Consider the following 25,668-nt stretch of genomic DNA (forward strand, 5'->3'; position numbering starts at 1 on the left):
ATTCATCACTCGGACGCGGGCTCGCAGTACACCAGCTTCCGCCTGGCCACCCACCTCGCCGTGGAAGACATCGCGGCAAGCATTGGCACCGTCGCCGCGGTCGACGACGAGACGGAGCCGATGGTCGTGAAGCTCGGCGTATGGGTCTCGAATACCCGCGCGAGGCGAGACAAGCTCACCCAGGAACAGCTGGAGGCGCTGCGGGAGCTGGGCGTCGAATGGGCGTGACACCGACCGCGGCTGGTCGTTGAACCAGACGGTCAAGCGAAGTGCACGAGAGGCCCCGGGCATCATCGCCCGGGGCCTCGTGCTGTCGGCGGCGGCTGCCCGGACATGGGCACGGGCTGCAACGCGAAGTGCAACACGGGCGCCAGGGACCCCTATCCAGGGCACCACCGCAGACATCGCACGGTGTTAGCGCGTCAAGCTGAGGGGGCGAGTCCGCTGTTGACGATGCGGGTCCAGAGAGTGTGGTGCCACTCATTGGCGTTGGGAGCTGGCTCGGTGGTCAGGACCGGGTTCGGGCCGGTCTCGATGAGGTGCAGCAGGGTCCAGGCGACGCCGTAACAGTCGTCCGGGCCGAAGCAGGCGACCAGCGCTTGGGCTTCCTCGCCGGTGACGGGCTTGGCGATGGCTTCGAGCTGCTCGACTCGCCGGTCGATCTCCTCGCCCTCGGCGTCCCAGTCGGGGAGGGGGCCGTCGGCTACGAACGCCTGCACTTCTGGTCTCATCCGCAAATGATCAACCGCTGGCGCTGGCTGGGGCATGGTGCTCTGGCGGGTCACGTGGTGGGTGGGTTGCCAGGTGAGATCGAGTGCGTCGTCGACTGCAGCGGTGCTGGGTTCCCGGAAGCCACCGCGGGCTGCGTGGCCCAGCAGCGCGGGCGTGCCGGCCTCCAGGGCTTGGGCGATGTCCTGGAGCATTGAGGTGACCGAGACCCACTGGGGGACGTCCAGGGTCCAGGTCTCGTGGTCCCAGAAAAGTACGGTGCCGTGGGTGTCACCGGGGCGCATGTCGACGATCAGTCCGTCGCCGCCGGGGCTCAGCGCGATCGGCATGAACTCCCTCTGGTAGCGGCTCTCGGGCTGGCCGTTGTCGTCGAATGAGTCGCCTTCCTGCTCTGCGACCAGGAGCCAGATCTCGTGGGTCTCCAGGGCCTCGTCCAGCGAGACCGGGGCGAACGCGTCCGGAATCCAGTAGCTCGCGGCGACGTCGGGCAGCAGCCACCAGGTCCGCAGGTCGGCGGGCAGGGGCAAGCCGAGGTCTGCCTCGAACGCGTCCAGGCGGGCGGCATCCGGCGCTGGTCTCGCCGGGCCTCGTCGGGTGTGCGCGGTGAGCCAGGTGCCGATGCGGCTCCAGGAGGTCAGGACGTCGTGATCAGCCGTTGTCATGGCGGGCAGTTTGCCTCACCGGGTGTCAACGACCGAGGCTGTGCAGCGCTCCCGGCGAGTGAAGCTACTGGTCAGGCCGCGACTTTGGTGAGCGCTGGTGCGGGAAAGGCGGTGTTCTCTTCGAACCGTTCGTGGTGCTGGAGGCAGTGGTGGAGCTGTCCGAGCAGGCGGTTGAAGAGGTGGCGTTGGGCGGCGGCGTGCCAGTCTCCGTGTTCGCGGCGGGCGCGGTAGTAGGCGCCAGCTCCGGTGAGGCAGTGAGGGCGGAGAACGCCCAGAGCTAGCCGACGTGGTTGAGGCGGTCGTTCTTGACCATGCGCCGGCCGATGTGGCTCTTCTTGCCGGAGGCAGCGGGTGACGGGTGCAGCTCCGGCGTAGGCCTTGAGGCCGCGGGCGTCGGCGAAGCGGCTGTGGTCGTCGCCGACCTCGGCCAAGACGCGGGCGGCCAGCTGCGTGCCCAGGCCCGGGAAGGACAGCAGGATCTTTGCGTCGGGATGCTGGGGGAAGAGCTCCTCGACAGCCTGGGCGAGTTCCTCGGCGGCCTGGCAGGTGGCGTCGAGCTGGCGCAGGAGGGCGAGCATCTGCTTGCCGAGGGCGTCCTCGACGAGCTGCAGCTGGTGCGCGTACTCGGCGCGGAAGACCTCGCGCAGGCGGTCAGTCTCCGTGTCGAGCTTGCGGCGCTCTCGGACTTCCTTGAAGCCCTCGATGTTCTGCCCGTCGTGCGCCCGTGCCCACTGGGTCACCCTGCACAGGCCGTGGCGGTGCCGCGGTTGCCGCGCCATCCTCGGCGCCACGCCCCGCTTCTACAGCCCAGCAGAACAGCTGATCCGATTTGGCGAAGGCGACTCACTCGCGTCAGCTCACGTCGACGAGGACATGCGGCGGCTCGCGGAGGAAGAGCAGCTTGCTGAAGACGGGGACGATGACAGCTGGTAGCACCCTGCGGCTTCCGCAGATCACCCCTGGACACACCTGAATACTGGCGAGCCTCGGCCCCACGCCCGTGGGCCATGCCCCGGCTCCAAAAGCGGGGGCTCCCGTCCCAGCACCGTCGCATACCAACGATCACCGTAAGTGCACCGGGCCCAGCGCAGATGACACGACCTGATCACCACGGTCCGCTATCTGACAGTCCTGCAGCTCAGAGGCCATACAGTGCGAGCCTGTCATGACTGCCGACCCTCGTAAAGTTCCTGGTCAACAGCTATACATGAGTTTCGGCACCCTACAGGGTCGGCGGAGGACCGAGCCGAGTCACGCAGTGAGATCATCCTCGCAACGGCCGGGCTCGGAGCACACAGGTCCCAGGCGTACAACCAAGCGCGTCCCTCACTAGTCTTGATCGTCCGCGGCGTCGCCATGCCGCCGACGATGAGGGACGAGGGAACGCATGAACCGACCCAGACGGACAACGGCCGCCACCGCAGGCGCCGTCGTGCTCGCCACCTCGGGCGGGCTGCTCGCCGCGGCCGGCCCCGCCTCCGCCGCAGTGACCTGCGCGTCACCTGTCTTCAAGCGGACGTTCTACGCGAACACCACCTTCTCCGGGACCCCCAAGGCCACGGACTGCGACTCCGTGATCGACCAGAACTGGGGCACCGGCGCACCCGGCTTCAAGGGCATGCCCGCCAACAACTTCGGCGTCCGCTGGTCCACGACCCGCGACTTCGGCTCCGGCGGACCCTTCACGTTCACCGCCTCCTCCCGCGACGGCATACGCGTCTACCTCGACGGCGTCCGCAAGGTCGACATGTGGAAGAACGTCGCCACCACCGTCTCCAAGACCGTCAACGTGACCATCCCGTCGGGCAAGCACAGTCTCCGCGTCGACTTCGTCAACTGGACCGGCGCAGCCAACGTCAAGTTCGCCTACGCCCCCCGCACTTCGGCGACGGTCGACAAGGTCAAGCCGCTCGTCCCGACGGGGACCACCGTCACCTACAGCACGGCGACCACGTCCACGAAGGTCAGCTGGGCCAAGAACAAGGAGATGGATCTCGCCGGGTACCGCGTGTACCGGCGGCTGAAGGGCGCCTCCTACCCCGCGAAGCCGATCGCGACCACGACGTCCACCTCGTACACCGACACGACCGTCCCGAAGGACGGCAACGTCTACTACTACGAGGTCCGCGCCTACGACAAGGCCGGTAATGCCTCCTCAGGCACCGCCGACCTCGGTATCACCACGCTCGACCGGACCGCTCCCGCCGCCCCGAAGGGCGTCGAGGAGAACTGGGCCATGGGCTACCCGGACAAGATCACCCTCTACTGGGACAGCAACACCGAGTCCGACCTCGCGGGCTACCGCGTGTACCGCTCGACGTCCACGCCGGTCGCCCTCACCCCCGAGAACCGGCTGACCGGCGACACGTTGTCGGGAGGCGGTTACAGCGGGCCCCTGCCGCAGACCGGCGACATCTACTACTACGTCGTCACCGCCGTCGACACGCACGGCCATGAGTCGGCGGCCTCGGGCGCGGCGATGTACTACACCCGCGACCTGACGGGCCCGGTGGACACCGCCCTCAACGCGCGGGCCTCGGAGAGCGAGGCAGGCGTCACGCTCACCTGGGACCCCTCCGAGCGGACCAGCCACGACTTCGACGGCTACGCCGTGTTCCGGTCGACCGAGCCGCGCGGTACCGCCGGCAGCACGCGTACTGAGGTGGGCCGGTGGGTCATGGGCACCACCTTCACCGACCCGGCGCCGTCGCCCGGCGCCACCTACTACTACTGGGTGGTCGCGCTGGACCACGAGGGCAACGCGGGCACTCCGTCCCAGGACGTCGTCATCACCGTCGCCGGGAACACGACGGCCCCTGCCCCGGTCACCGGACTGACCGCGGTCCCGAAGGAGAACGGCATCGCCTTGTCCTGGGACGCCGACACCTCTCCCGGCTTCGACCACTACCGCGTGCTGCGCGGGACGTTCGTCGACGGGCAGTGGACGTACCGGCCGCTGATCGACCCGTACACCCTGCGACCCCGGGAGATCGAGGCGACGACGTTCCACCACAGGGTGGCAGCCGACGGCCAGCAGGTCCGCCACGCCGTCGTCGCCGTCGACCAGTACGGCAACCAGCTCACCCCCGACACCGGCGCCCCTGCCGCCGAGGTCACCGAACTCGACCTCCGCCCCACAGCCCCGCCCGCGACTGGCGCCCCGATCCAGCTCAGCATCGACTCGAACGGCGGCATCCACTGGCTCCTCATCAACGACGAGAACACGGACGGCAGTCCGGTTACGTCCTTCACCGTCCGCCGATGGAACCGCGAGAGCGGGACCTTCGACATCCTCGGCACGGTGCTCAGAGGTGACTCCACGGGCTGGGACTGGTACGACCGCGCCCAGCCGTCCGCCACCACGGTCTACTACCGCGTCACGGCCCTCTATGCGGACGGCACCGAGTCGGGAGCGTCCGAACGCGCCGTCGTGACCAACTGAGCCTGCCAGCGTCGGCGGCGGCATCGTGGGAGGGGACCGGACACGAGCGTCCGGTCCCCTTCGCCGTGCGGCACGACGGCGCACAGCAGCGGCCGGGACGAGGTACTCGGCACCTGCAGCGACCACGACCTGGTCGTGTTTCTCGAAAGCGTTGCCGCCCCCGAGGCGGTTCTGGACGACCCGCAGTGGGTCGAATGGCGCGGCGGTCACGCCCACAAATGGGTGCGTTTCCCGTTGAGTGAGCTGCCGCGTGCTGGTCACGCGGCGACGACGAAGTCCGGCTGGTAGCGGGCGGTGTGCTGCCGTTCATGTTCAAGTCGACCGTGATATTCCCAGTACGCGTCGAAGTCGCCGTTGTCGGTCGGCAGCCAGTCCCCCCGGCCCAACGGAATGCCAGCGCCCCGGCGGTCGAGGGCTACTCGGTGGTGCGGTCGGGGTCTGGCAGCTCCGGCGGAAAGTGCCGCTCCAGGATCTCCGCCCAGCGATGCAGGACGACGATGCCGGTGGTGTCGGCCTGCGCCTGGACCAGCTCGCTCAGGGCATCGCCGAAGGGCTGTGCGGCGGTGCCGGCGGGCATCGCGGCCGCGGCCTTCCTGAGCCGCTCGTGCGCGGCAGGGAAGACGCCCCGAGCCCACGCGTCCTGCTCTCGGACCCGCTTGCTTCCCTCCTCCATGTTGATCTGCGTGATCGCCAGGGCCGGGCAGTCAGAGGTGTGCCACGTCTCGCTCATCCCGCCGCCGGTCTTCACGTACACGACGCGGGTGTTGTCGGGGCCGGGCAGGGCGAAGCAGTCGGTGCAGTCGACGCGTTCCGCCTCAGTCATCGCGGAACTCCCTTCAAGTGGAGGAAGAGCCTGCCATCCCGATCAACCGGCGACCAGGGGGTCTCCTCCGCCGCCGCAGCCCTCGGCCCCGGAACTCGAAGCAGACCTCTTTCCCTCGGCTATCGCGTGGGAAAGAGGTGTCCGCGCACCGGACCGGCTTGCCCACAAGGGGTGACCTGCAGAAATGGGCGGTGTCCGATTTGGGGGGTCCACACCTGCGGCAGTACCTCGGGTCCCCCGCTGAAAGCAACCGTCCAGCCCACTGTCCAGCCGCCCTTGGGTGCAACCCCCCAACCGGCCCGTACGGCGTCCATGCGGGCCGGGATGGGCAAGCCTCGCCGGGGGGGCTTGCGGTCGTCAGGTTGGGGTCGGGTGCGAGCCGCCCCACCCTCTGTGCCAACTGGCCGCACCAGGGCCATCATGATGCGATGTCGTCTACGCCTGCGGTCACTCCAGCTGCTCTTCGTGAAGCCATAGCCGGTGCTCTCCACGTCGTGAAGTCCTATAACCTCGCCGCAGCGTGTGAGTACCTCGGACTGGAGCCTCAGAAGCCTGACGAGGATCCGTTCAGCAGCAAGCGCATCTACGTGGGGGCACGGCTGCAGAGCAAGTCCCTGCCCGAGCTTGTGGACATTGCGCGGCGCGTGATCAGCGAGTACGGGGACGAGGACCTGCAGGCGCTGGTGGGCTCACTGGGTGCTCGGGGTGTCGACGGGGAAGTGAAGAATCTGATCTTCGCCGCAGATGGCCCCAAGCCGCAGATCGTGTTGCCGGACTCGATCAGCAACACCATCCGCATCGTGAAGAACGAGCAGTACTGTCTGGTGTACGACCTGCCGCTGGAGGAGCGCGGACTGAGCTGGGCAGACTTGGCGGCTTGGTGGGTTCGTCGGCACCCCGAGCAGGCAGGCGATCCCACTCAGGCACGTCTCTCGCTGCGGGAGCGGCTGCGTCGCTCGCTGGGTGACAACGGTGCTGAGCTCCTCGTATTCGACACCTACGTCAAGCTCGGCTTCGACCTCCCGGCGCTCATCCCTCAGGTCTACTTCCACTACGACCCGTATAGCGGTGGCAGCCGTCTTCCCCGCCAGCGGATGGACTTCCTGCTGCTGATGAATCAGCGTGCCCGGGCGGTCATCGAGGTCGACGGCGTGCAGCACTACGCTCGACAGGTCGACGAGCCATCGATGCGGAAGCCTGGCCCCGTATGGCTCGCTGATCCCGAGCAATACGCCGTGATGGTGGCGGAGGACCGCCAGCTCACCCTGCAGGGCTATGAGGTCTACCGAATCGGCCGACGCGAGCTACGCGACCCTCAAGCCGGACAAGCGCTGCTCACCGAATTCTTCACACGCCTCCTCAGCCGCCACGGCCACCTCCAGCCACGGTAGAGAAGGGACCCTCGGTCATGCGCTCCAACCGCGGCGCCCTCGATGTCGCCAGCCCTTCTCTATGGCCAGTCCCCGGGACGCAGCCCGCTCGTTCGCCGGCGCCCGGGCTGCGGGAGTGGCTCTCGTGAGCTTCACAGCCGTTCACGAGCGCGGGCGCCTCGACGCTACCCGTCAGGATCTGGGTTGCGAATGGGAGTGGGCCGCCATTCACAGGGTGCGACCACCGGTCGCACTGAAGTGTCCGGAGTGCCACCACGGCATGTACGCCAAGGTGTCTTCCTTGGGCATGCGATTCTTCGCGCACGCCCCCAAAGCCCCGCGGTGCACGTTGGCCGAGGAATCCATGGCCCATCACCTGCTCAAGCTTGAGCTCGCCCAGGCAGCCCGCGCGGCAGGCTGGATGGCCGACCTCGAAGTGAGCGGTCCCGGCGGTATCTGGCGGGCCGACGTACTCGCCTCCACCGCAGGCGGCCGCCGGGTCGCGTTGGAAGCACAGCTGGCGGGCATTACAGCGGACGACATCCGTGCCCGCACGGAACGGATGAGCGCCTACGGTGTGAGGTCCTGCTGGTTCAGCGACCGCAGCCGGATACCTTGGCTCGGCATCGTTCCCTCCGTTCGCGTCGCCCACCACGACGACGGCCTGGTCGCCGTCGAACCCCTCGCCAGGTTCAGTGGCACCCTGTGGGCTCCGGAGCCCTCCATGCCGCTGGCCAAGTTCGTTGCCCGGCTTCTCTCCTGGCGGCTCGTCTCGCGTGCCCCGCTCATGCCCCAGCACCTCCTCGCTCCGCCCGGGAGCAGATTGTGGGCCTCTCCCAAGTGCTTCCTGGCCGAAGCCAAGGAGTTCAGAGCCCGGGAGCAGCAGCAAAGAGCCGCCCAGGATGAGACAGAACGCGCCGAGCGGCGAGGATGGGCAAGGCAGGGAGCCGCCTTCGCCGAGTGGGCCGCTCGCGCCGATCCCAGCCGGGCCGCCCTGGCCCGTCACTCCGCACGGCTGCCCGGCATCGATCGCGCTATCGAACAGACAGCCGCGATGTTCCACACCTCCGTCAGCGTCGGTTGGAGTGCCGGCGACAGCCGTTACGCATCGGGCGTCCCGCTCGTCAACGAAGTCGGGACCCTGCTGGCAGTCTTCGACCCTCTCCCCCTGTCTGGTCCCTGTCCCGCCTTCCTCGTGGACGTCGGCGTTCCCCTGCTCTTTCCCGACGCTGAACGCCAGCAGCGCTTCGAGCGGTACAAAGCAACGGCCGGGCCCGGTGCGGACGGATAGACGAGGACGATGGGCAGGGGCTATGAGAGCCGTGCCTAGGTGGTCCCGTGCTGTTGCCGTGCTCCGGCCTCTCGGACCCGGGCGGGCCCGAAAAACCTGCAACGCGAGAGCGGCGGAACAGGCCGCTGGCTTTGAACGAGTCTGTTGGCCCCACGGGAACGAGTTCTCTGGCCCCAGTTGGCGATCTTCGGGACATGATCTGAACGAGTATTTTGGCCCCACCCTCGCTGCGGATCACGGATCCGATCCACGAGGGCTATGTCACGGGGCGCCGGGATGGTTCAGCGGCGGGTCAGCAAGGCAACGGTCGTGCGTCCGTGTCGCTGTCCGGAGCCACCGGATGGTCCGGAGTCAGGGAGTGGATGCGTGGTATTGGCGAGGGCAGCAGCCAGAGCAGCGACAGCGTTCCGCCGACGGCCCCGACGAGGAGGGTCACCCGGAGGCCGATGAGGGTAGCGAGGAGGCCGCCGAGGACTGCGCCCACAGGGCGTAAGCCGTAATTGATCGTGCTGAACGCGCCGGCGACTCGACTGCGCATGCCATCGGGGATCACGTCCGCCTGAAGGGAGTTGAGGTTGACGTCGAAGAGCATGACGCCGACGCCGGAGAGGAACTCGGCCAGGGCCAGGGTTCCGGCGCGAGCCCAGAGGGGGCCGCCTGCAGCAGCGGCGATGGCGATCGGTGCCGGGAACAGCACAGCGCCCACGACGATGCTGCGGCCCACGCCGAGTCTTCGCGAGATCTTCGGGGCGATCACCGCGCCAAGGAGCGCGCCGGTGGCGCCGATCCCGAACGCCATGCCGATGACACCCGCCGTCAGTCCGAGGTTCCGGCTGGCGAACAGCACGATCAGTCCACTGCCCGCGATGAAGGTGAAGAAGTTGACGGTCGCCGCGCACCCGAGGCTCGCCCGCAGCACAGGGTGACGGACGACGAACACCAGCCCCTCCCGGGCACGCTGCTGCAGGGAGGGTGCTGCTTGGGCATGGGCGGCCGGCGGTTCGTCGATCGAAACCCGACCGACCAGAACCGCAGACGCCAGGAACGTCAGGGCGTCGACGACGACGGCGACGGGAGCGGTCAGCGCCTGGACCAGAGCACCACCGATCGCCGGTCCGGCGACGTATGACGCGGAACGGCTGGCACTGAGCTTGCTGTTCGCGTCGATGTAGGACGACCGGGGCACCAGGTGGGCGAAGAACGGCGGATAGGCGGTGTTGAACAGCACCCCGGCCGCGCCCGTCAGCAAGGCCACGACATACAACTGGCCGAGCGTTACTGCCCCCATGAGATAGGCAGCTGGGAGAGAGAGCAGTACTGCGGCGCGCACCAGGTCGGCGAGAACCATCAGGCGCCGCTTGTGGACGCGGTGGTCGACCCAGGCACCGAGGACGATCGCGAGCAGGTTCGGGGTCCAGATGAGCGCGGTCAGCCACGCCACCTGATTGGCCGAGGCGTGCAGCGCCCCCACCGCGATCAGCGGCAGGGCCAGTTCAGTGATCCGGTCGCCAAACTGTGAGATCGAATTGCCGGCCCAGAAACGACGGAACCGCTGATCACGCCACAGCGATACGGGTAAGGACTGGTCTGCAGCGCTCATGACGTCCCGCCGGTCTGCTCCTCGGCACCCTCCGGCAGGGTGTAACGCAGCAGCCGGACGCCGCGGCCGTCGGCCGGACGCGCGGCCTCGTCACGCATCACGTAGGGGGCGAGAACGCGCTCGATCGCGTCCTCGATGGCGGCGAGTTCGCCGGCGGAGACGACGACGCGGGTGTTGGCCAGACCTGCAAGCCGTCGCCACGCCGGTTCGAGCTTGGGTTCGACCTCGGCAGCCCACCGGTTCGGCAGGTCTCCCGAGCGCAGGAACATCTCCCGGGACAGGACCCGCGCAGCCGACCTGCCCTCCTCGTCGCCCGGATCCGTCGGTGCTTCGAACCGGAAGCCCCGCGCCACCGCCTCCCACCTTCGCTGGCGACGGTCCGGGCCGGGCTCGGCATCGCGGACCAGCCCGAAGCCCGCCAGATGCCGCAGATGCCAGCTGGTCACCGACGGAGTTGCTCCCACATCGGGCGCGAGTTGCGTCGCCGTCGCCGGCCCGTGCCGCTGCAGGCGTTCGAGAATGGCCAGCCGCACCGGGTGCGCCAGCGCCCGCATCGCCTGCGGATCAGTGATCTCGATATCGCCCAGCCGATTGCCAGAATCCATAGCGTGAGAGTGTCCTCTCACATATTGTGAGAGTCAAGTCTCACATCTCCGGTGCTGGGCAGCCGCCGTGCGTCCCAGCGGACAAGGTGCGATCAAGCGCTGAGGGCAGCCTGCTGGCGGGCTTTGGTGTGGGCGAGGCGATAGGAGTCGCTGCCGGTTTCGATGATGTTGCCTCCGAAGGTAAGGCGGTCCACGATGGCCGCGCAGAGCCGGGGGTCGGTGAACGTCTTGGTCCACGAAGAGAAGGACTCGTTGGAGGCGATGGCCATACTGTTCTTCTCCTCGCGCTCGGTCAGAACCTGGAACAGCAGCTCGGCGCCGCGCCGGTCCAGCTCCATATAGCCCAGCTCGTCGATGCAGAGAAGATCGACCCGTCCGTAGCGGGCGATGGTCTTGGTCAGCAGCTTTTCGTCGGCAGCCTCGACGAGCTCGTTGACGAGTTTGGTGGCCAGGACGTACTTGACCCGGAAGCCGGCCATCGCGGCCTCGGTGCCCAGCGCGATCAGCAGGTGTGATTTGCCTGTGCCGCTGTCGCCGATCAGACACAGCGGCAGCCCTTTGCGGACCCAGTCGCATGAGGCCAGGGTATGGATGGCAGCGGGGTCGATGGCGGAGTTCGCGGCGAAGTCGAACGTGCGCAGTGCCTTTTCGCGGGGGAAGCCAGCGGCTTTGATCCGGCGTTCGGAGCGGCGGCGGTTGCGGTCGTCGCACTCGGCCATCAGTAGCTCGGCCAGGAACCCGCGGTAGGTCATCTGGTCGCGGGCGGCGGCGTCGGCGAGCTCGGAGAACTGCCCTCGCATGGTGGGCAGGCGCAGGTTGCGGCAGGCCGCGTCGATGGCGGCGTCGGCGGCGGGCTCGGTCAGACCGCGGGGACGGGTAGAGCTCATGGCGGGACTCCCCTAACTGGTGGGACGTTCGGCCGGAGGCCGGGTGTGACGAAGGAGCTGGTCGTAGGCGGCCACCGAGGGCAGCGGCCTGGGGTCCGGGGGCAGTGCGGCCATCCTGCGCGCGGTCAGCGACACCACCGGAGAGGCGATACGGCTCAGCGCCGTGTCCGGGCCCGGCTCGCCAGGAGTTTCGCCTTCGGCGGCCAGGCGGGCTTCCAGGGCCACCGCGTCTGCGGTCAGGGCCCCGGCCCGCAGGGCGGCGGCGATCCCGGCGACGACGTGGTCGTGGCTCATGTGCCGGTGCAGCAGCAGAACCTCGATCAGCGCACGGGTGCCGGCCGCGTCCCCGTGTGCGCGGCGGGCGTTCTCCCACCAGGCGTCGTGCACGGGGGTGAACTTCCCCGCCGCGCGGGCCTGGTCCAGTGCGGTGGCCCCGGGCAGCGCGCCGGGCTTGCGCAGCAGTCCTTCCAGGTAGTGGTCCAGGTCCAGGCGGCTCCCGCCGCGTGTGACGAGGCGCTCGTGGCGGGCGATTTCGGTGCGGCCGTCGTAGACCACCACCTCGGAGGCGTGCAGCAGGACGCGGACCTGGCGGCCGATCAGCCGTACCGGTACCGAGTAGTGGTTCTGTCGCACGGTGATTTGCGCGTAGCGGTCCACCCGCGGGGTCAGGAGCCGCCCGGTCTCGAAGTGGTCTTCGGGCAGCGGCTGGAGCAGGGGTTTTTCGATGGCGAAGTATTCGCCGACGGTGCGCGGGCGCTCGCCGATCCGGCGCTGGTCGTCCTGCCGGTCCCACTCATCGATCCGGGCGTTGAGCTCGGCCAGGGTGGTCACGTCGGGGACGGGGACCAGGCGGTTGCGACGGAACCGGCCGACTTCGCCCTCGACGCCGCCCTTCTCATGGGCGCCGTCGATTCCCGGTCGGCAGTAGAAGGCGTCCAGTCCGGCCCAGGAGCGGAACGCGGTCCAGCGGTCGGTCTCCACCCGGGCCCGGGTGAAGCCGAGCACCCGGGCCACCGCGGAGGTGAGGTTGTCGTAGCGGACCTTGCCCCAGGGCAGTCCGCCCAGTGCCTGGAAGGCGTGGATATGGCCCTCGAAGAAGGCTTCCTGCCCTTGCGAAGCCGATACGTGATGTACGGCTTTCCCGGAGAAGGAGAGCCGGAAGACGAACAGGTAGCACAGGGTGCGCACGCCATCGAGGGTGATGTAGACGTCCCCGAAGTCGACCTCGGCCTCCTCGCCGGGGCGGTGCGTCTGGGGGATGAACACGCTGGGTGGTCCGCGTCCCTCCTCCACCCAGATCTCGGGCTTGCGGCGCCTGATGTAGTCCCGTACCCGGCCGTAGGAGACGTCGTCCATGCCGTGCTCGTCCACCAGCCGGTCGAAGACCCGCTTGGCGGTGTGGCGCTGCTTGCGCGGGGCATCCAGATCAGCACGCAGAATCGCGTCGATCAGATGCTTGTAGGGGTCGATCACCGAAGGCCGCGGAGGCATCGGCTTGCGGGGCGTCGGCCACGGGGACGTCAGAGCTTCGCGTACCAGGCGCCGGTGGACCCCGTAGCGGCGCGACAGTTCGTGGATCGACAGCTTCTCGGCACGGGAGTCACGGCGGATCGCCGCGAAAAGCTCAACCTTGGTTCTCGGGCCATCCATGCGGGCCGCCTGACTGTCGGAAGCACATCGATGCTCCCACTGCAAGACCGCACCTGGGGCCACTTCTGACGAACACTCAAACTGCGATCAAGCCCCTGGGGCCCAAAGGTTCGTTCCGCTGGGGCCAGAGAAGTCGTTCATAGCCAGGCCGCGGCGGGACTTGCCCGGCTCTTGGTATCGGTCCTCTTCCGGCTCCGGCTCGGTGCACTCCATCGTCACCACAGCCACGCGGTGGAGTGCCGCACCCGGGACAGGGCGCGCGCATCGCGGCGCACGGCCGCGCTGCCGATGCGGTTCTGCCGGGACCGGGGCCGGCGCGACTGCCCGGCAAAGAAGCGGCGGCGCCCGGCCCCCTGGAGCCGCCGTCGTTGCTTACGCAGCTCCTGCTTCATCTGCGCCTGCGACTTCGACGTCCGGGGCCTCTTCCAGATCGGCTCCCAGGGCGACGGCCCGTACGCGTCGGCACGCTCCTGGGCGGCCTCCTTCACCCGGGCTGCGGCGGCCTCGATCCTCGGGTCCTCCGACGGCATGGTCATGCGACTCCTCCAGTAGGTGTGTGCCGACCCGGTGCGGGCGGGAGTGGGGGCTGCTGGGTGTGGGTCGGCGTCGATGCTGCCGGGGCCGGCTGCGGCCGGGGGCCGTGGGCGACGGCACGTTCCCGTGCGCCGTCCTGGAGCTTGGCGGCCATCTTGGCGGCGGCCTCGAACACCCGCCGGGTGTGCTCCACCGTGACGACGTCGGTCGCCTGCTCCTGGTCCTGGCCGGCCTTCCGGTCCGCACGGTCCGGCCGCAAGCGCGACGTCGGGGCGGCGGACACGGCGACGGTGTGCGGCCGGGCGCGGGAGCTCAGGCGGTCCGCGCGGCGCACTGCGTGGACCCGGGCGGTCAGGGCGCCGGCTGCGAGGCGGGCTCGCTCGTACGGGGGTGCGGACCGGTTGCGGGTCAGCGGGCGCAGCACGGCCTGGTCCTCGGTGTCTCGCGGGTACAGCGCGTGGAGGTCGGCGGTCATCATCCGGCGGCCTGCCGGGCGGGTGTAGTCGTCGATGGCCGCCTGCACGATCTGTTCGTCCAGGCCGGGCTGGTGCGGTCGGCCGCGCAGGACGTAGGAGAGGTGGCGGCGGGCTTCGGCGAGCAGGTGCCGGTGCTTGAACGCGCCGCGCATCACGTACACCACGGCGACGGTGTCGACGGCGGCCAGGGTGACGTCGACAACCGGCCGGACCCGCGCCCATACCGCCGCGGCTGCCGCACGAGCCTGCTCCGCCAGCTGGTCGACGACGCAGGCGCCAAACACCCGGATCGCCGAGGCCCGCCATCGTTCGCGCAGCTCGGACAGCGACCGCGCCACCTTGCGCTTTGGCGGGCGCGTCCGGTCGGCGGCCTGCCGGTCCAGCGCATAGCCGGCCCGCTCCCCCGGCGGGTGCCCCTGCCTCACTTGGTAGTCGGCCACGAGGGCGGGCAGGGCGTCCGCGATCTGCTGGCGGCGGGTCGACTGCCAGCTGATGAGCCGCTGGTCTATCCCGGCGATCTCCATGACCGGTCTTTTGCCGGGCGTCACCTCGCGCGGCTCCCACGCCCACCCGAGCCGGGCGGAGACCTCTTCCATGAAGGTCAGGGTGTAGAGGGTGCCGGCCGCCACGATGTTGTCGAGGATGTCGGCGGTGGACACGTTCCTGTAGGTCCGCAATTGGAATGTCCCGTTCCGCCGTGACGACCTGCATGTTCCCGCACTGTCTCGTTCGGTTGGCCCGGCATTCCGTCTCGCGATCTTGGCCCTTATGTCGTGGTGCCACCCAACGGGATCGTCTCCCAGGTGATGGTCTTCTCGACGTCGTTGGCCATCACGTCGACCAGCGCGACTGCGTCTACGCGGCGCGGCGCGTGGCTGAGGCGGACTCGGCGTACGCGTCGGTGGATCTGGTGGTAGTGGTCGAGCTCGACTTCGGCGGTGGCGTACGACTCCGTCAAGTGCAAAACACCGGTCTCGTACGTGGTGGCCGCAGCGCCGAGCATGACCTCGAAGGCCCGTGTGGCGGCGGTCCGCAGCTCGTTCAGCGGCTCATCGGGCCCGAGATCAAAAGAGAGCCCAGGGCTTGACACAAAGGGGAGCCATGAGCGGAGGCCGGTGACAGCTGCCGACGCAGCTGGCCGAGTCGACTGCGGATCAACCTCCGATACGACGGAGTGCGCGTAATCAGGCGCCCGCGTGGACGTGTGCGGCCCAAACCGACGGCAGGTTCGGATACTTCGTCCTGAGCTGCCTGATCGTGCGATGGACCGCCGCCGACGCGCACAACGCACCGGATCGATCCGCGATCAACTCGCCGTAGATCTGCTGACTGAAGGCTGGTGCCACGGCGTCGTCGACGCGCCAGATCGTGCCGACTACCTGGGAGAACCCGGCTATCTGAAAAGCCGCCAACGGGTGGATCGCCTCGTCGGACAGGCGCGCGGTGGTGCGGGCCGTGTCACAGGCCGATAGGAACGCGAACTCCGCGTTCCGCAGGCGCAGCCGGGAAAGGTCCAGCACCCGAAACGGCGCGCGGTCGTGGTCGTGCAGCGCGAGGTGGCTGTCCGAAGGGTTGTCCGGGTCGCTGTACCCGTGGCAGGCGAAGTGTGCCCAGCCACTGGCCGGCAGGGCGTCGAGAACGGCGTCACGAGTCGCGTCCGCGCCGACCAGGACCGTGGCGCCGGGTATGAGAGCGGCCAGGTGGTCGGCTTCGGCTTGTGCGCCAGGCAGGTCCGGGGCGTCCGGAGTGTGCGGCATCGCGACCACCAGCAGCCGCGGCTCGTTCCGGTCGTCGCGGCGGCCCGCGCGGGCGTGGCCCAGAGCGCGGATCGTCGGCGTCGTCGAGGAGACGACGCGGTCGAGGAGCACAGGTCCGCCGTCGCGGTGGTGGCCCGCCGCGTGCAGGGGGAGCAGGCTGAGCGACCCGACCGGGGCCCACCAGATCCTTGGCCACGGACCATCCGCAGCCGGTTCCGCCGTCAGCCCCAGTTCGCCGAGCACAGGGCCCGCGACGGTGTCCCACAGCCACTCGAGCGTGTCATGGATCGCCTGCTCGGCGGCCAGCCGCTCCTCCGTGAACGCGGCGTGCAGAGCGCGTACGCGGTGACTCACGGTCTCTTCGCTCAGCCGGTCCAGCGCGCGTGACCGGACCCCGTCCGGAGTGATGATCAGCGCGTCACACCGGTGCCGGCTGACGTTGACGTACACGATCGGGCCCTCGTGCGCCTGCGCGGTGAGGTCGGTGAGCAGCGGGGGCCGTAGGAACCGCTCCATCCCGGGCAGCGCGCGGATCCGGTCGGTCACCGCGTCGAGCTCGTCGGCGAGGGCCAGGCGGTCGCTGGTGGTGTCGGTTTCGAACTCCGCGGTGAGCGTCCGGAAGCGCTCGGCCAGCTCGGGTGCCCGCTCGTGCAGGTCGGAAAGATCGCCGCGGCTGTCGAGTGCCTGGGCGGCGAGCACGCAGCGCCCGGATTCGAGCAGGGTCACCGCGCTCACCTCGTCGCCGGCGGCCAGCGCGCACGCGGCCGCGTCGGCGGCGACCCCGGCGAACCGGCCGAGCCAGTACTGGGCGTCCTCGCGGCCCAGGCGGCGCCCGGCGAGCCGGGGCAGCAGCCGGACCGCAGCGGCGTACCCCTCGGCGGCCACGTCGAACTGCCCGGCTTCGGTGGCCAGACCACCCCAGCGGTCCGCCGCTTCCGCCCGGCTCGCCGCCGGCGATCCGGCAGACGCCGCGGCCTCCCGGTAGCAGTCGAGTGCCTCGGTCAGCGCGTCGCCGTCGCCGAGGTGCCGGAAGCCGAGCGCTAGGACGTTGGCGACGCGGGTCAGCAAACGCGCCCGGGAATAGGCGTCCTGCTCGGGCCTCCGCGCCGCACTCCGGGCCAGGCCGACCGCCTCTGCGAGGACCTGCGGATCCGGCGGCTCCCGTCGCGCGACGGCGGGGGCGACCGGGTTCGTGCACCAGTCGCCGAGCGCGGCGGCCAGATTCGCGGTGTACCCGGGCCAGTGCGGGCTGTCCTCCGGAGTCGCGGCCACGGACGCGCGACGCGCTGCGATCGCGTCCCGCAACGCGTTCCGGTCGCCGAACTTCTCGTACGCCAGCCCCAGCACACCGCCGAGATTGGCCAGCCGCACTGCCCGGTCCGGGTCGTCGTCCGCCGTCACATCCGCGGCCGCGCGGTGCGCGTCGATCGCCTCGTCGAGCACGCTCGCCTCGCCCGTCCTGGTGAACCAGTCGGACAGCATGGCGCCAAGATTGGAGAGCCGCTGTGCCTGCCCGGCGACCAGCCTCGCGCCGAGGCGGACGGACTCCCGCGCGCGGTCGACCGCCTCCGACAGCACCTGCAGCTCGCCGGTCACCCGGAACCGGTTGTGCAGCACGACGGCGAGGATCCCGAGCGAACGCGGGTGGTCGCCCTGCCCGGCGGTGGCCTCGGCGGCACGGCGAGCGACGTCGATCGCTTCTATGACGTGGGCCAGGTCTCCGGTCGCATGGAACAACGCGTTCAGGTTGACGGCGAGGTTGCCCATGAACTGGACCCGCAGCGGATGGCTCGCCGATGTGCACGCGACCGCCTCCCGCTCGATGGTGACGGCCTCCGCGAGCGCGGCGTGGTCCCCGAACGCTTCACCGCGGGTGGCCAGCGCCGCGGCGAAGTGGTCCAGCCGCACGCCGCGGCGGGGGTGCCCGGCGGGGGTCGCTGCCGCCACCGAGCGCCCGAGCTCGATCGCCCGCTCAAGCAGGGCCGAGTCCCGGGTCTGCTCGAACTCGGCGGCGTACCGGCCGCACGCTTCGGCTTCGGTGTCGGCGCGTTCCCAGCCGGGGGTCGACTTCGGGCGCTCGCCGGTGAGCGCGGCCCAGTCTCGTTCCGTGGTTGTCAGCTCGACGAGGTTCTGCGAGTGCCGCGGATCGGTGACCGGGGTGTGGGCCACCAGCGTCTGCCGGACCCGGAGCAGTTCGGCCAGATCATCCCGCGCTCCGCGAGCTCGGTAGTGCCCGTCGAGAAGGTACGCGAGGTTCTTCAACCGGTCGAGCACGTCGGACGACCCGGCCGGCGTGAGTTCCACCGCTCGCCGCGCGGCGTCGACGGCTTCCTCCATGACACCGGTCTCCCCGGTGTCATGGGACCAGTCGCGCAGGACGACGGCGAGGAAGTGCAGGCTCCTCGCGGTGAGCTCGTCATCGGGGGAGCACTCGACGGCGGTCCGCGCGTGCTCTACGGCTTCCGCCAGGGGAGCGAGGTCCTTCGTCACGGTGAACGCCGTCCGCAGCGCGACAACGAGGTTACCCAGGTAGAACGCCTTCTTTGTGGACGGTTCCTCGTCGACGGCCGTCCGGCTCCAGTCCAGCGCGTCGGCCAGGGTGTCGCGGTCCTGGTTCTGCCGGAACGCGGTGTGCAGCAGCATGCCGATGTTGTTGGCGTAGCTGGCCGAGTCCTCCGGGCTTTCGTACGCCAGGAGGTAAGCCTCCGTGACTTTGCGGACGGCTTCCTGCAGGAACTCGAAGTCGCCGGTCTGGTGGTAGCGGGTCTGCAGCAGGCCCCCGAGATTGGACAGGACCGAGCGGCGCTCGGCCACGTCCTCGGCGGCCAGCACGGCATGGCCGAGGTCGATCGCCTTCTCGACCGACGCGGGATCCGCGCTGTGCCGGGCCACGTGGAACGCCTCCCAGAACCGCTCGGCCAGGCCGTTCGCGGGCCCGCCACCCACGCGTCAGTCCTCGTTGCCGTTCGAGGTGCCGGCCGGGCCGCCGGGCGCCTCGTCCGGCTCGGCGACCGTGCGTTTCGGGGTGTAGCCGCGTTCCGCGGTCTCCTGCAGCAGCGCCGCCTCTTCGGGCGATAGCTCGGGTTCGGGTGAGAGTTCGGGTTCGTGCGCCATTATTGCTCCTCCCCCGGCACGGCCGCCGGTTCTCCGGCTTCGACAAACTCCAGCACGTCGAAGTCTTCCGCCCGCAGCCGCAGGCCCGCCGTCCCGCGCACGCGCGCGCCGAACGCCCCGTCGGCACCCATCATGCGCGCCGATTCAAGGTACAGCTCGGCCGGGTGGGGGTACGAGGAGGCGTACGACCGGTCGCCGTACCAACCGCCCGCCCAGTTGCCGTCCTTGAGCCGCACGCGCACGAAGCACGGTTCGCGGTCGCGGAACGCGTGGTCCCAGGCGCTGGGCGTGTGCAGGAACCGAGCCTTGCGCCGCTGCCGATCCACCAGTGAAACGGTGACCGCCGCCACGGCCGGCACGACGAGGAACAGCACCACGGCGACGAAGCCGACTACTCGCGGCCGTTCCACGAAGCCGTCCCAGCCGCCGCCGGTGCCCCGAGCCAGGCGAACCAGCGCCGGCCCCGCCACCACGGCGTACAGGGCGTCCAGCGCGATCGACGCGACGATCGCCCGCAGCACCCGCTCACCCAGATCACGCTCACCGGGCACCGGCCCACGGCGGCGTTCCCGGACGAACTGATAGGTGACCCCGGGCAGCACCAGAAGGACGAGCAGAGCGAGTTGCACGACGGTCGCAGGCGCCTGCACTCACTACCCCCATGTCTCACGGACTCCGTTGAATCAGGCTACTGGCTTGCGTCTCCGCGGTCGGCAGAACACCCCTTTCCGCGGCTATTGGGAGGCAGCGGCACAGCACTACGACGAGTGAACGATCAGACAGGAGTGCGTCTCACCGCATTGGCCCTTGGGCCGGACACGGGCCAACGTCAACGGGAAAGGGACAAGCGAAACGCGAACCTACAGTTCCCCCACGTCCCGTCCGGCCGCCGCGCCTTGATCGATACAACGGCGTGGTCATGGAGCAGCGGCTTCCCGGCTCTCGACTCGTAGTGCCGGAACACCGCCACGATCAGTCCGTCCTTCACCGAGGCGCGATGCTTGCCGCCGCTCCCCCAGCGGATCTGCGCGACCGACTCCTCCAACCGCGCCAGCGTCTTGTCCCGGGCGATGTCCTGGCACAGCTCCAACACCCGGCGAGTCTCGTCATCAACCAGCGCCCACACAGACTGAGCAGTTGAGGGCGCCCGGAACACCAGATCCATCGCGAGCCACGGCGACTCGATGTGCGGCCCCTTGATGTGCTCGATAGGCCGCCCCAGCACCGTCGCCCGCCGCGCCTTCACCGGATCGTCGCCCGCCTCCAAGAGCTCCGACTCGATCCGGTCGGCATCCGGGTGCCGGCCTTCCCCCAGGAGCAGTTCGGCCTGCCGCTCGGTCACCACGTCCCCGGCCACCAGGCCGACCGCAGCCAGGCCCCGACCCGTCCAGAACCCCGGCGGGACACCGGCCTCGTCCTGGGCGACGCGCAGCGGCATACCCGCAGGGCGGTGGCCGTCGCCGACCATCACGCCGTTGCAGTAGTAGGGCCACCCTCCCGGGCCGAGCTTCGCTTCGCTGATCATCCGGCCATGGAACCCCGTCCGCGACCAGCGGAAAAGCGCGATCCGGGGTGCTTCCCGCCGGGCGGGAGGCCATCACCAGATCTTCACCGTGGCGCCCGCCAGGCTGTGACGTGAGCCATCAACGTGTGCACTCTTCCGCCCATGAACATCACCAGGTACGGCTCGTCGTCGCCGCCGGTCATGCGTTCAGCTTCCAGCCACCATCGACGTTGATAGCGGCGACGGTCCCGCCTGCATCCAGGCCGGGACCGTCGCTATGTGGTGCGGGGCTCAGGACTTCGCCTGTCCAGGCAGTCCAGCGTGGCGTGCGAATGCTGCGCCGCGAACATTCGCCCCACGTCATCCGTCACGACAGCTCAGTACAGCCAACTTCTCGTCAACTAGCGTTCGTGCTCACCAGTTAGGGGTCTCGCTGGTCTGTGAATGCACTGGCCGTGCCGGGCCGGTTTGGTGGAAGGGCGTGGCGGGTGCGGGCGGCAAGGGACGGCGGGGTCCGCCACTCGGGCGGTGGAGCAGCCGGCGGGATCAGGTCCGGCAATGCCAGCCGCGACAGATCCGCCACTTTCTCCTCGGCCACTTCCCGGCCCGCTTCCTGCGCGGTGAGTGCCTTCACCGGCTCGGGCCGGCCCGAGCCGGTCCTGGGCGCCATAGCGCTCCTGCCGGGCTGCGGCCAGGTCCTTGCGCAGACGCCGGCTGCGCGCGGCCCGCGCAGTACGGACTGCGCTGATCTGTTCCGGACTGGCTTGGTCAGCGAGGGTCGCAGGGCCCAGGTAGCGGCCGGTAGCGGCGTCGAACACCTCGATGCGGTGATCGTGATGCGGCATGAACCGTACCCTGACCTGCGTACCGGCCTGGCCCGTCATCCAGGCCCCCGCATAGTCCCCCCTGCGGAATCGCACGCCGCGGGTGGAGATCACCCGGGCACGGCCGTCGTCCTCCAGGGTGAACGTCCACAACTCGTCCGCGCTGATCTCGCGCAGCGGCGTCGGATCCGCCTCCCACACCTCAAGCGGGGACCTGCCCTTCAAAGGCCCGGGGTGGTGGGAGGTGTTCCACCACGACACCCAGTCCAACAGGCGCGCGGTGAAGTCCTCGAACCCCAGCAGCACCTCGTCCTTCGGCCGCGCCCGGCGCCGGCCCGGGCGCGGCTGACGCACATAGCCGGGCAGCGCAGCAAGGAACATCGACTCCACCGCCCGGTTCAGCCCCTCCACCGTGCCCTTCAGGTGCGGGGTATAGGCGGGGAGGTCCTCAACCTTGACGTCGAGAGCGTTGAACGCGGCAGTCACCGTCCTCGACAGAAAGTCCTTGCCCCGGTCCACCCTCACCTTCTCCGGCAGCCCGCCCTGTGGGCCGAACGGCTTCGGGTGTGGCTCGTTTCGTGGGAAGCGCTGAGCTGCAAGTTCGCTGATGGGGGCTGTGGTCGGAGAGGTCTCCTTCTACCGTGGGGTGGAGGAGGCGGTGGCGATGGCGTCGTTGGTCGAGGAGTTGGAGGCGCGGGAGGCCGCGGCCCGGGTGCGGGTGGAGGATCTGGAGGCAAGGATCACGGAGCTGACGGGGCGGCTCGAGGCCGAGCGGGAGGTGTGGTCGCGGCTGAGGGTGACGCGGGAGACGGTGACCGAGGTGATCGCGGAGATTTCGGTGTCGGGTGTCGTGGACCGGCCCGGGGAGGCGATGGCTGTGGAGGATCTGGTGGCAAAGCCGGAGCCGGAGCCGGTGCGGGTAGTCGGGGCGCTTATGGTGCCGCACTGGCAGGAGGGGGTGTCGGCTCAGGTGTTGCCGGATGTGTACCGCGACATCGTCGAGATCGTCACGGACGCGACCGGGCCGATGCAGGCCAAGCAGATCGTGCCGAGGATCGGGCTGCCGGCGGTGACGGCGAAGATCGAGGGAACGCGGGGAAAGCTGAAGCGGCTGGTCGAGCGGGGCTGGCTGCGCGAGGAGCGTCCGGGCCTGTTCGCCCTGGCCCACCCGGATCCTGTCCCGAAGCGGTGAACTACCCAGACGATAAAGGCTCTTCTCTCTACCGTCGGAGGTGACAAGCCAGCGCGACGGTAGAAAGAAGAGCACGATGGAACCGTACGACGCCTTCACCGCCATCGACGTGTTCGAGGCCGCAACCAGGGCCTTCGACTGCCTGAAGGATGACCTGGCCGGGCTGGACACGGATGCGATGACGCACCACCAGCTGGAGGAACTGATCGCTCTGCGTGGGCGTGAGCTGCAGCGGCTGTTGTTCCAGGCCCGTCTCGATCTGCGGGCCCGCGTCGAGAGGGAGGAAGCGGCGGGAGTGGTCCTGGGCGCGGACGGGCGGGTGCGCCGTTACCGGGAGTCCGGACACCGGCGGGAGTTGGCCTGCGTGTTCGGCACGGTCACCGTGGAGCGATGCGCGTGGCGGGGCAAGAAGATGAGCGGTGTCCGCCCGGCCGATGCCGCGCTGTCGCTGCCGGCGGGCCGGCACAGCCACGGACTGCGCCGTCTCGCGGTGACCGAGGCGATCCGCGGCTCCTACGACCAGGCCAGGACGGCGATTGAGGACCGGTGCGGGAAGGTGCTGGGCAAACGGCAGGCCGAGCATCTGGTGGTCGCCGCGGCATGCGACATCGACGCCTTCTACCGCGGCAAGGTCCCGCTGCCCGCGACCGCGGACACCCTTGTGGTCCTCCAGGCCGACGGCAAGGGCATCCCCATGCGCCCCGAGGCATTACGGCCGGCCACGCTCAAGAACCTGCAGAAGTCCCGGCGGGCGATGCGTACCCGCCTGGCCCCGGGCGAGAAACCGAACCGCAAACGCATGGCCACCCTGGCCTGCGTCTTCGACGCCGCCCCGGCCGTGCGCCGGCCGCACGACATCATCGCCCCGCCCGACGGACGCAGCGGTGAACGAGCGCGCAGGCCGGGGCCGAAAGCGAAGGCGAAGTGGCTGACCGGCTCGGTCACCGATCCGCCTGCCACTGTGATCGCCGCCGCGTTCGACCAGGCCGAGGCCCGCGACAGGGGCCATCACCGCCCCTGGGTTGTCCTGGTTGATGGCGCCCGTCATCAACTCGACCTGATCCATGCCGAAGCCGAACGACGTCAGGTGGCGGTGCACGTCCTGATCGATTTCGTCCACGTGAGCGAGTACGTATGGGGTGCCGCGCACGCCTTCCACCCCGCTGGCACCCGCGAGGCCGAACTCTGGGTCGCCGGCCACCTCACCACCATCCTCCACGGACAGGCCGCCCGTGCTGCCGCCGAGATCACCGCACAAGCCGAGAACGCCGGCCTCGCCGGGGCGAAACGCGAAGCCACCGAGAAGTGTGTCCGCTATCTCACCGGCCACCTCGACCAGCTCCACTACGACACCGCCCTCGCGTCCGGCTGGCCGATCGCCACCGGCGCGATAGAGGGAGCATGCAGGCATCTCATCGGCGACCGACTCGATGTGACAGGCGCCCGCTGGGGCCTGGCCGGCGCCGAGGCCGTCCTCAAACTCCGCGCGGTCAAGGACAACGACGACCTCGACGCCTACCTGAACTTCCACATCGCCCGCGAGCACGAACGCCTCTATCCCACCCCCGACCAGCACAACTACCAACTCACGGCCTGACGGACGTCCTTCCCAGAACGAGAGCTACACCCAACGGCTTCTCGCGCAGCACCGCCGCGCGCAGCGCGGTCAGCACCGACTCCCGGGACGGAGACCCGGGCGTGACCGCAACACCCGTGATCGCGTTCGTCGCGCAGTCCACGAACCAGGTGATCCACGGCCGCAGGGCGGTGCCCTCTACATCAACCAGGACCGGGGCCTGAACGTGATCGGCCTCCCACACCTGGTTCCGCCACCCCCGCGGCCGGGCAAGAAACACATCGTGCCTGCGGGCCTCACGCTCACCACCCGCAAGCCCTGCCCGCTCCCCCGGCGACAGATCCCGCCGAATCGCACGATGCAGCGTCGGAATCGACGGCGGCGGTTCACCCTCGCCCCTGGCCGCGCGAGCGGTCAGCTCACGGTGGACGGCGGCAACGTTCCCCTTCCACAGCCCGAGCAGAGCCCGGACCTCGCCAGTGACCGTGAACCTCCCGTAGTACCGGGTCCGTTCCCCCGGTGCCGCGGCCGCAGCCTCGTCCCGCTCCGCGGCGGCCAGCCACCGCCACACCGCAGCCCGCTCCCGCACACCCAACGCCTCGGCCATCACCCTCACATGCCGGGTGGAGAGCTCCCCCTCCCGACGCAGCACCAGCAAACGCCGCACCGCCGGCCCCCGCAACGCCCGACCGGACACAGCCGGCAACACCGTGCCCGACCCTCCGCCCAACCCCACCAAGGTTGGTGGCTGTACTTCCTGATCCACCCCACGATCACACCAACCCCCGCCCGCCGATGGATCAGAACTCACGAAACTGAGACAGCGTCATCCCTGCTGCGATAAACACCCAGGACAGCGATCCCACACCGATCTCTCACGTCCATGACAGTGACCCCACACCCCCGAAACAGCCCCCGACCAGCATCAACACACCAAAAGGGGGCTCTCCTGCCGTATGTGTGGGTGCTCTGACCTGCCCTGATACGTGAAACACGCCGTCTCCTGTGATCCTTGAGGTGTTGAGGCTCAAGTTGGATCAAGCAGGAAAACGGCGTGTCTGTCTTCAGGATATGGAAGCGGACGCTGATGACCCAAAACATGGTGGTCGAGGGCGTCCGGATCGATGAGAACGAACAGTGTGTGATCGTGTCAGTACGGCCTGATGCCCGTCGTCGTGGCAGATGCGGACAGTGCCGCCGTCCGGCCGCCGGGTACGACGCGGGCCGGGGCAGGCGCCGGTGGCGGTGCCTGGACCACGGGGCGGTGCGGGTGTTCCTGGAGGCCGACATGCCGCGGGTACGCTGCCGGTCGCACGGCGTCGTCACGGCCGCCGTGCCCTGGGCCCGCCACGACGCCGGGCACACCCGCGCTTTCGATCAGCAGAGCGCGTGGATGGCTGCGGAGTGCTCCAAGTCCGCGACCGCGCAGTTGATGCGGACCTCGTGGCGCACGGTCGGCGGCATCGTGGCGCGTGTGGTCGCCGACCGCGACGCGGCCACCGACCGGCTCGCGGGGCTGGTCCGGATCGGGATCGATGAGATCAGCTACCGCAAGGGGCAGAAGTACATGACCGTGGTCGTGGACCACGACACCGGCCGGGTCGTATGGATGGCCGACGGGCACGGCAAGAC

21 protein-coding genes and 3 pseudogenes are annotated in these 25,668 nt (G+C 69.4%); 8 read left to right on the forward strand and 16 right to left on the reverse strand.

From position 1 onward, the window contains the following. Nucleotides 1-228 (forward strand): Helicase associated domain protein (locus ACWD6R_RS33970; protein ID WP_451822240.1); only part of this gene is annotated, 228 nt, incomplete at its 5' end. Nucleotides 229-422: 194 nt separating this feature from the next. Here ACWD6R_RS33970 and ACWD6R_RS33975 read toward each other — a convergent pair. Both ACWD6R_RS33975 and ACWD6R_RS33980 read right to left on the reverse strand, forming a co-directional pair. Further along, nucleotides 423-1,391, reverse strand: coding sequence for an SMI1/KNR4 family protein (locus ACWD6R_RS33975; RefSeq protein WP_451822241.1), 969 nt, complete (start codon nucleotides 1,389-1,391; stop codon nucleotides 423-425). A 71-nt stretch (nucleotides 1,392-1,462) separates the two neighbouring features. Continuing rightward, nucleotides 1,463-2,089: pseudogene (locus ACWD6R_RS33980) on the reverse strand (transposase); the annotation flags it as partial. 689 nt (nucleotides 2,090-2,778) lie between these two features. Here ACWD6R_RS33980 and ACWD6R_RS33985 point away from each other — a divergent pair. Next, nucleotides 2,779-4,833: a PA14 domain-containing protein gene (locus ACWD6R_RS33985; protein ID WP_451822242.1), complete on the forward strand. Its 2,055-nt coding sequence runs from the start codon at nucleotides 2,779-2,781 to the stop codon at nucleotides 4,831-4,833. A 135-nt stretch (nucleotides 4,834-4,968) separates the two neighbouring features. Further along, the gene (locus tag ACWD6R_RS33990; RefSeq protein ID WP_451822243.1) at nucleotides 4,969-5,121 is read left to right on the forward strand and encodes a hypothetical protein; all 153 of its coding nucleotides are present in this window, start codon (nucleotides 4,969-4,971) and stop codon (nucleotides 5,119-5,121) included. A 127-nt stretch (nucleotides 5,122-5,248) separates the two neighbouring features. Here ACWD6R_RS33990 and ACWD6R_RS33995 read toward each other — a convergent pair whose 3' ends face one another. After that, entirely contained in the window at nucleotides 5,249-5,656 is a 408-nt protein-coding gene (locus tag ACWD6R_RS33995) for a hypothetical protein (protein WP_451822244.1), read from the reverse strand. 494 nt (nucleotides 5,657-6,150) lie between these two features. Between ACWD6R_RS33995 and ACWD6R_RS34000 the strand changes: the two genes are divergently transcribed. Together ACWD6R_RS34000 and ACWD6R_RS34005 are read left to right on the forward strand one after the other, a co-directional pair. Next, nucleotides 6,151-7,047 carry a hypothetical protein gene (locus tag ACWD6R_RS34000; protein WP_451822245.1) on the forward strand — a complete coding sequence of 299 codons (897 nt, stop codon included), beginning with the start codon at nucleotides 6,151-6,153 and terminating at the stop codon, nucleotides 7,045-7,047. Nucleotides 7,048-7,333: 286 nt separating this feature from the next. Beyond that, nucleotides 7,334-8,317 (forward strand): competence protein CoiA family protein, encoded by a 984-nt coding sequence (locus ACWD6R_RS34005; RefSeq protein WP_451822246.1) that lies wholly within the window; start codon nucleotides 7,334-7,336, stop codon nucleotides 8,315-8,317. 292 nt (nucleotides 8,318-8,609) lie between these two features. Here the strand turns inward: ACWD6R_RS34005 and ACWD6R_RS34010 are convergent, their stop codons facing one another. From ACWD6R_RS34010 to ACWD6R_RS34065, 12 genes and pseudogenes are all read right to left on the reverse strand, one after another. Continuing rightward, the gene (locus tag ACWD6R_RS34010) at nucleotides 8,610-9,917 is read right to left on the reverse strand and encodes an MFS transporter (protein ID WP_451822247.1); all 1,308 of its coding nucleotides are present in this window, start codon (nucleotides 9,915-9,917) and stop codon (nucleotides 8,610-8,612) included. Next, a complete protein-coding gene (locus ACWD6R_RS34015; protein WP_451822248.1) occupies nucleotides 9,914-10,522 on the reverse strand; it encodes an ArsR/SmtB family transcription factor in 609 nt (202 codons plus the stop codon). Before ACWD6R_RS34015 ends, ACWD6R_RS34010 begins: the two co-directional genes overlap by 4 nt. A gap of 92 nt (nucleotides 10,523-10,614) precedes the next feature. After that, a complete protein-coding gene (istB, locus tag ACWD6R_RS34020) occupies nucleotides 10,615-11,409 on the reverse strand; it encodes an IS21-like element helper ATPase IstB (RefSeq protein WP_334586227.1) in 795 nt (264 codons plus the stop codon). 12 nt (nucleotides 11,410-11,421) lie between these two features. Beyond that, nucleotides 11,422-13,059 (reverse strand): IS21 family transposase, encoded by a 1,638-nt coding sequence (gene istA, locus ACWD6R_RS34025; protein WP_451822249.1) that lies wholly within the window; start codon nucleotides 13,057-13,059, stop codon nucleotides 11,422-11,424. 215 nt (nucleotides 13,060-13,274) lie between these two features. Next, nucleotides 13,275-13,595 carry a hypothetical protein gene (locus tag ACWD6R_RS34030; protein WP_451822250.1) on the reverse strand — a complete coding sequence of 107 codons (321 nt, stop codon included), beginning with the start codon at nucleotides 13,593-13,595 and terminating at the stop codon, nucleotides 13,275-13,277. After that, a pseudogene (locus ACWD6R_RS34035) lies at nucleotides 13,592-14,740 on the reverse strand (relaxase domain-containing protein); the annotation flags it as partial. The pseudogene ACWD6R_RS34035 and the gene ACWD6R_RS34030, both read right to left, overlap by 4 nt. A gap of 95 nt (nucleotides 14,741-14,835) precedes the next feature. Further along, complete coding sequence (locus ACWD6R_RS34040) at nucleotides 14,836-15,159, reverse strand: hypothetical protein (protein WP_451822251.1); 324 nt, start codon at nucleotides 15,157-15,159, stop codon at nucleotides 14,836-14,838. Between the two features lie 94 nt (nucleotides 15,160-15,253). Beyond that, nucleotides 15,254-18,772 (reverse strand): CHAT domain-containing protein, encoded by a 3,519-nt coding sequence (locus ACWD6R_RS34045; RefSeq protein WP_451822252.1) that lies wholly within the window; start codon nucleotides 18,770-18,772, stop codon nucleotides 15,254-15,256. Between the two features lie 3 nt (nucleotides 18,773-18,775). Then, nucleotides 18,776-18,940, reverse strand: a complete 165-nt coding sequence (locus ACWD6R_RS34050; protein WP_451822253.1) for a hypothetical protein — start codon at nucleotides 18,938-18,940, stop codon at nucleotides 18,776-18,778. Further along, complete coding sequence (locus ACWD6R_RS34055; RefSeq protein ID WP_451822254.1) at nucleotides 18,940-19,590, reverse strand: DUF6338 family protein; 651 nt, start codon at nucleotides 19,588-19,590, stop codon at nucleotides 18,940-18,942. Before ACWD6R_RS34055 ends, ACWD6R_RS34050 begins: the two co-directional genes overlap by 1 nt. Before the next feature lie 215 nt (nucleotides 19,591-19,805). Further along, a pseudogene (mobF, locus tag ACWD6R_RS34060) lies at nucleotides 19,806-20,408 on the reverse strand (MobF family relaxase); the annotation flags it as partial. A gap of 437 nt (nucleotides 20,409-20,845) precedes the next feature. Next, nucleotides 20,846-21,787 carry a Mu transposase C-terminal domain-containing protein gene (locus ACWD6R_RS34065; RefSeq protein WP_451822255.1) on the reverse strand — a complete coding sequence of 314 codons (942 nt, stop codon included), beginning with the start codon at nucleotides 21,785-21,787 and terminating at the stop codon, nucleotides 20,846-20,848. A gap of 88 nt (nucleotides 21,788-21,875) precedes the next feature. On the opposite strand from ACWD6R_RS34065, the gene ACWD6R_RS34070 reads away from it, so the two are divergent. Next, nucleotides 21,876-22,460, forward strand: coding sequence for a hypothetical protein (locus ACWD6R_RS34070; protein ID WP_451822256.1), 585 nt, complete (start codon nucleotides 21,876-21,878; stop codon nucleotides 22,458-22,460). Nucleotides 22,461-22,536: 76 nt separating this feature from the next. After that, complete coding sequence (locus ACWD6R_RS34075) at nucleotides 22,537-24,057, forward strand: ISKra4 family transposase (RefSeq protein WP_451822257.1); 1,521 nt, start codon at nucleotides 22,537-22,539, stop codon at nucleotides 24,055-24,057. On the opposite strand, the gene ACWD6R_RS34080 is transcribed toward ACWD6R_RS34075, so the two are convergent. Further along, nucleotides 24,047-24,694: a hypothetical protein gene (locus ACWD6R_RS34080; protein WP_451822258.1), complete on the reverse strand. Its 648-nt coding sequence runs from the start codon at nucleotides 24,692-24,694 to the stop codon at nucleotides 24,047-24,049. The genes ACWD6R_RS34075 and ACWD6R_RS34080 overlap by 11 nt on opposite strands. A gap of 429 nt (nucleotides 24,695-25,123) precedes the next feature. On the opposite strand from ACWD6R_RS34080, the gene ACWD6R_RS34085 reads away from it, so the two are divergent. Further along, nucleotides 25,124-25,668: helix-turn-helix domain-containing protein (locus ACWD6R_RS34085; RefSeq protein ID WP_451822259.1), on the forward strand; the 545-nt coding region annotated here is incomplete at its 3' end.

The sequence above is a fragment of the Streptomyces sp. NPDC005151 genome (assembly GCF_053599875.1).

Bases quoted from the DNA above. Each gene is read 5' to 3' on its own strand.
- istB (WP_334586227.1), bottom strand. From the start codon at position 11,409: ATGAGCTCTACCCGTCCCCGCGGTCTGACCGAGCCCGCCGCCGACGCC.
- ACWD6R_RS34030 (WP_451822250.1), bottom strand. From the start codon at position 13,595: ATGACCATGCCGTCGGAGGACCCGAGGATCGAGGCCGCCGCAGCCCGG.
- ACWD6R_RS34015 (WP_451822248.1), bottom strand. From the start codon at position 10,522: ATGGATTCTGGCAATCGGCTGGGCGATATCGAGATCACTGATCCGCAG.
- ACWD6R_RS34050 (WP_451822253.1), bottom strand. From the start codon at position 18,940: ATGGCGCACGAACCCGAACTCTCACCCGAACCCGAGCTATCGCCCGAA.
- ACWD6R_RS34005 (WP_451822246.1), top strand. From the start codon at position 7,334: ATGCGATTCTTCGCGCACGCCCCCAAAGCCCCGCGGTGCACGTTGGCC.
- ACWD6R_RS34075 (WP_451822257.1), top strand. From the start codon at position 22,537: ATGGAACCGTACGACGCCTTCACCGCCATCGACGTGTTCGAGGCCGCA.
- ACWD6R_RS34010 (WP_451822247.1), bottom strand. From the start codon at position 9,917: ATGAGCGCTGCAGACCAGTCCTTACCCGTATCGCTGTGGCGTGATCAG.
- istA (WP_451822249.1), bottom strand. From the start codon at position 13,059: ATGGATGGCCCGAGAACCAAGGTTGAGCTTTTCGCGGCGATCCGCCGT.
- ACWD6R_RS34070 (WP_451822256.1), top strand. From the start codon at position 21,876: ATGGGGGCTGTGGTCGGAGAGGTCTCCTTCTACCGTGGGGTGGAGGAG.
- ACWD6R_RS33985 (WP_451822242.1), top strand. From the start codon at position 2,779: ATGAACCGACCCAGACGGACAACGGCCGCCACCGCAGGCGCCGTCGTG.
- ACWD6R_RS33995 (WP_451822244.1), bottom strand. From the start codon at position 5,656: ATGACTGAGGCGGAACGCGTCGACTGCACCGACTGCTTCGCCCTGCCC.
- ACWD6R_RS33975 (WP_451822241.1), bottom strand. From the start codon at position 1,391: ATGACAACGGCTGATCACGACGTCCTGACCTCCTGGAGCCGCATCGGC.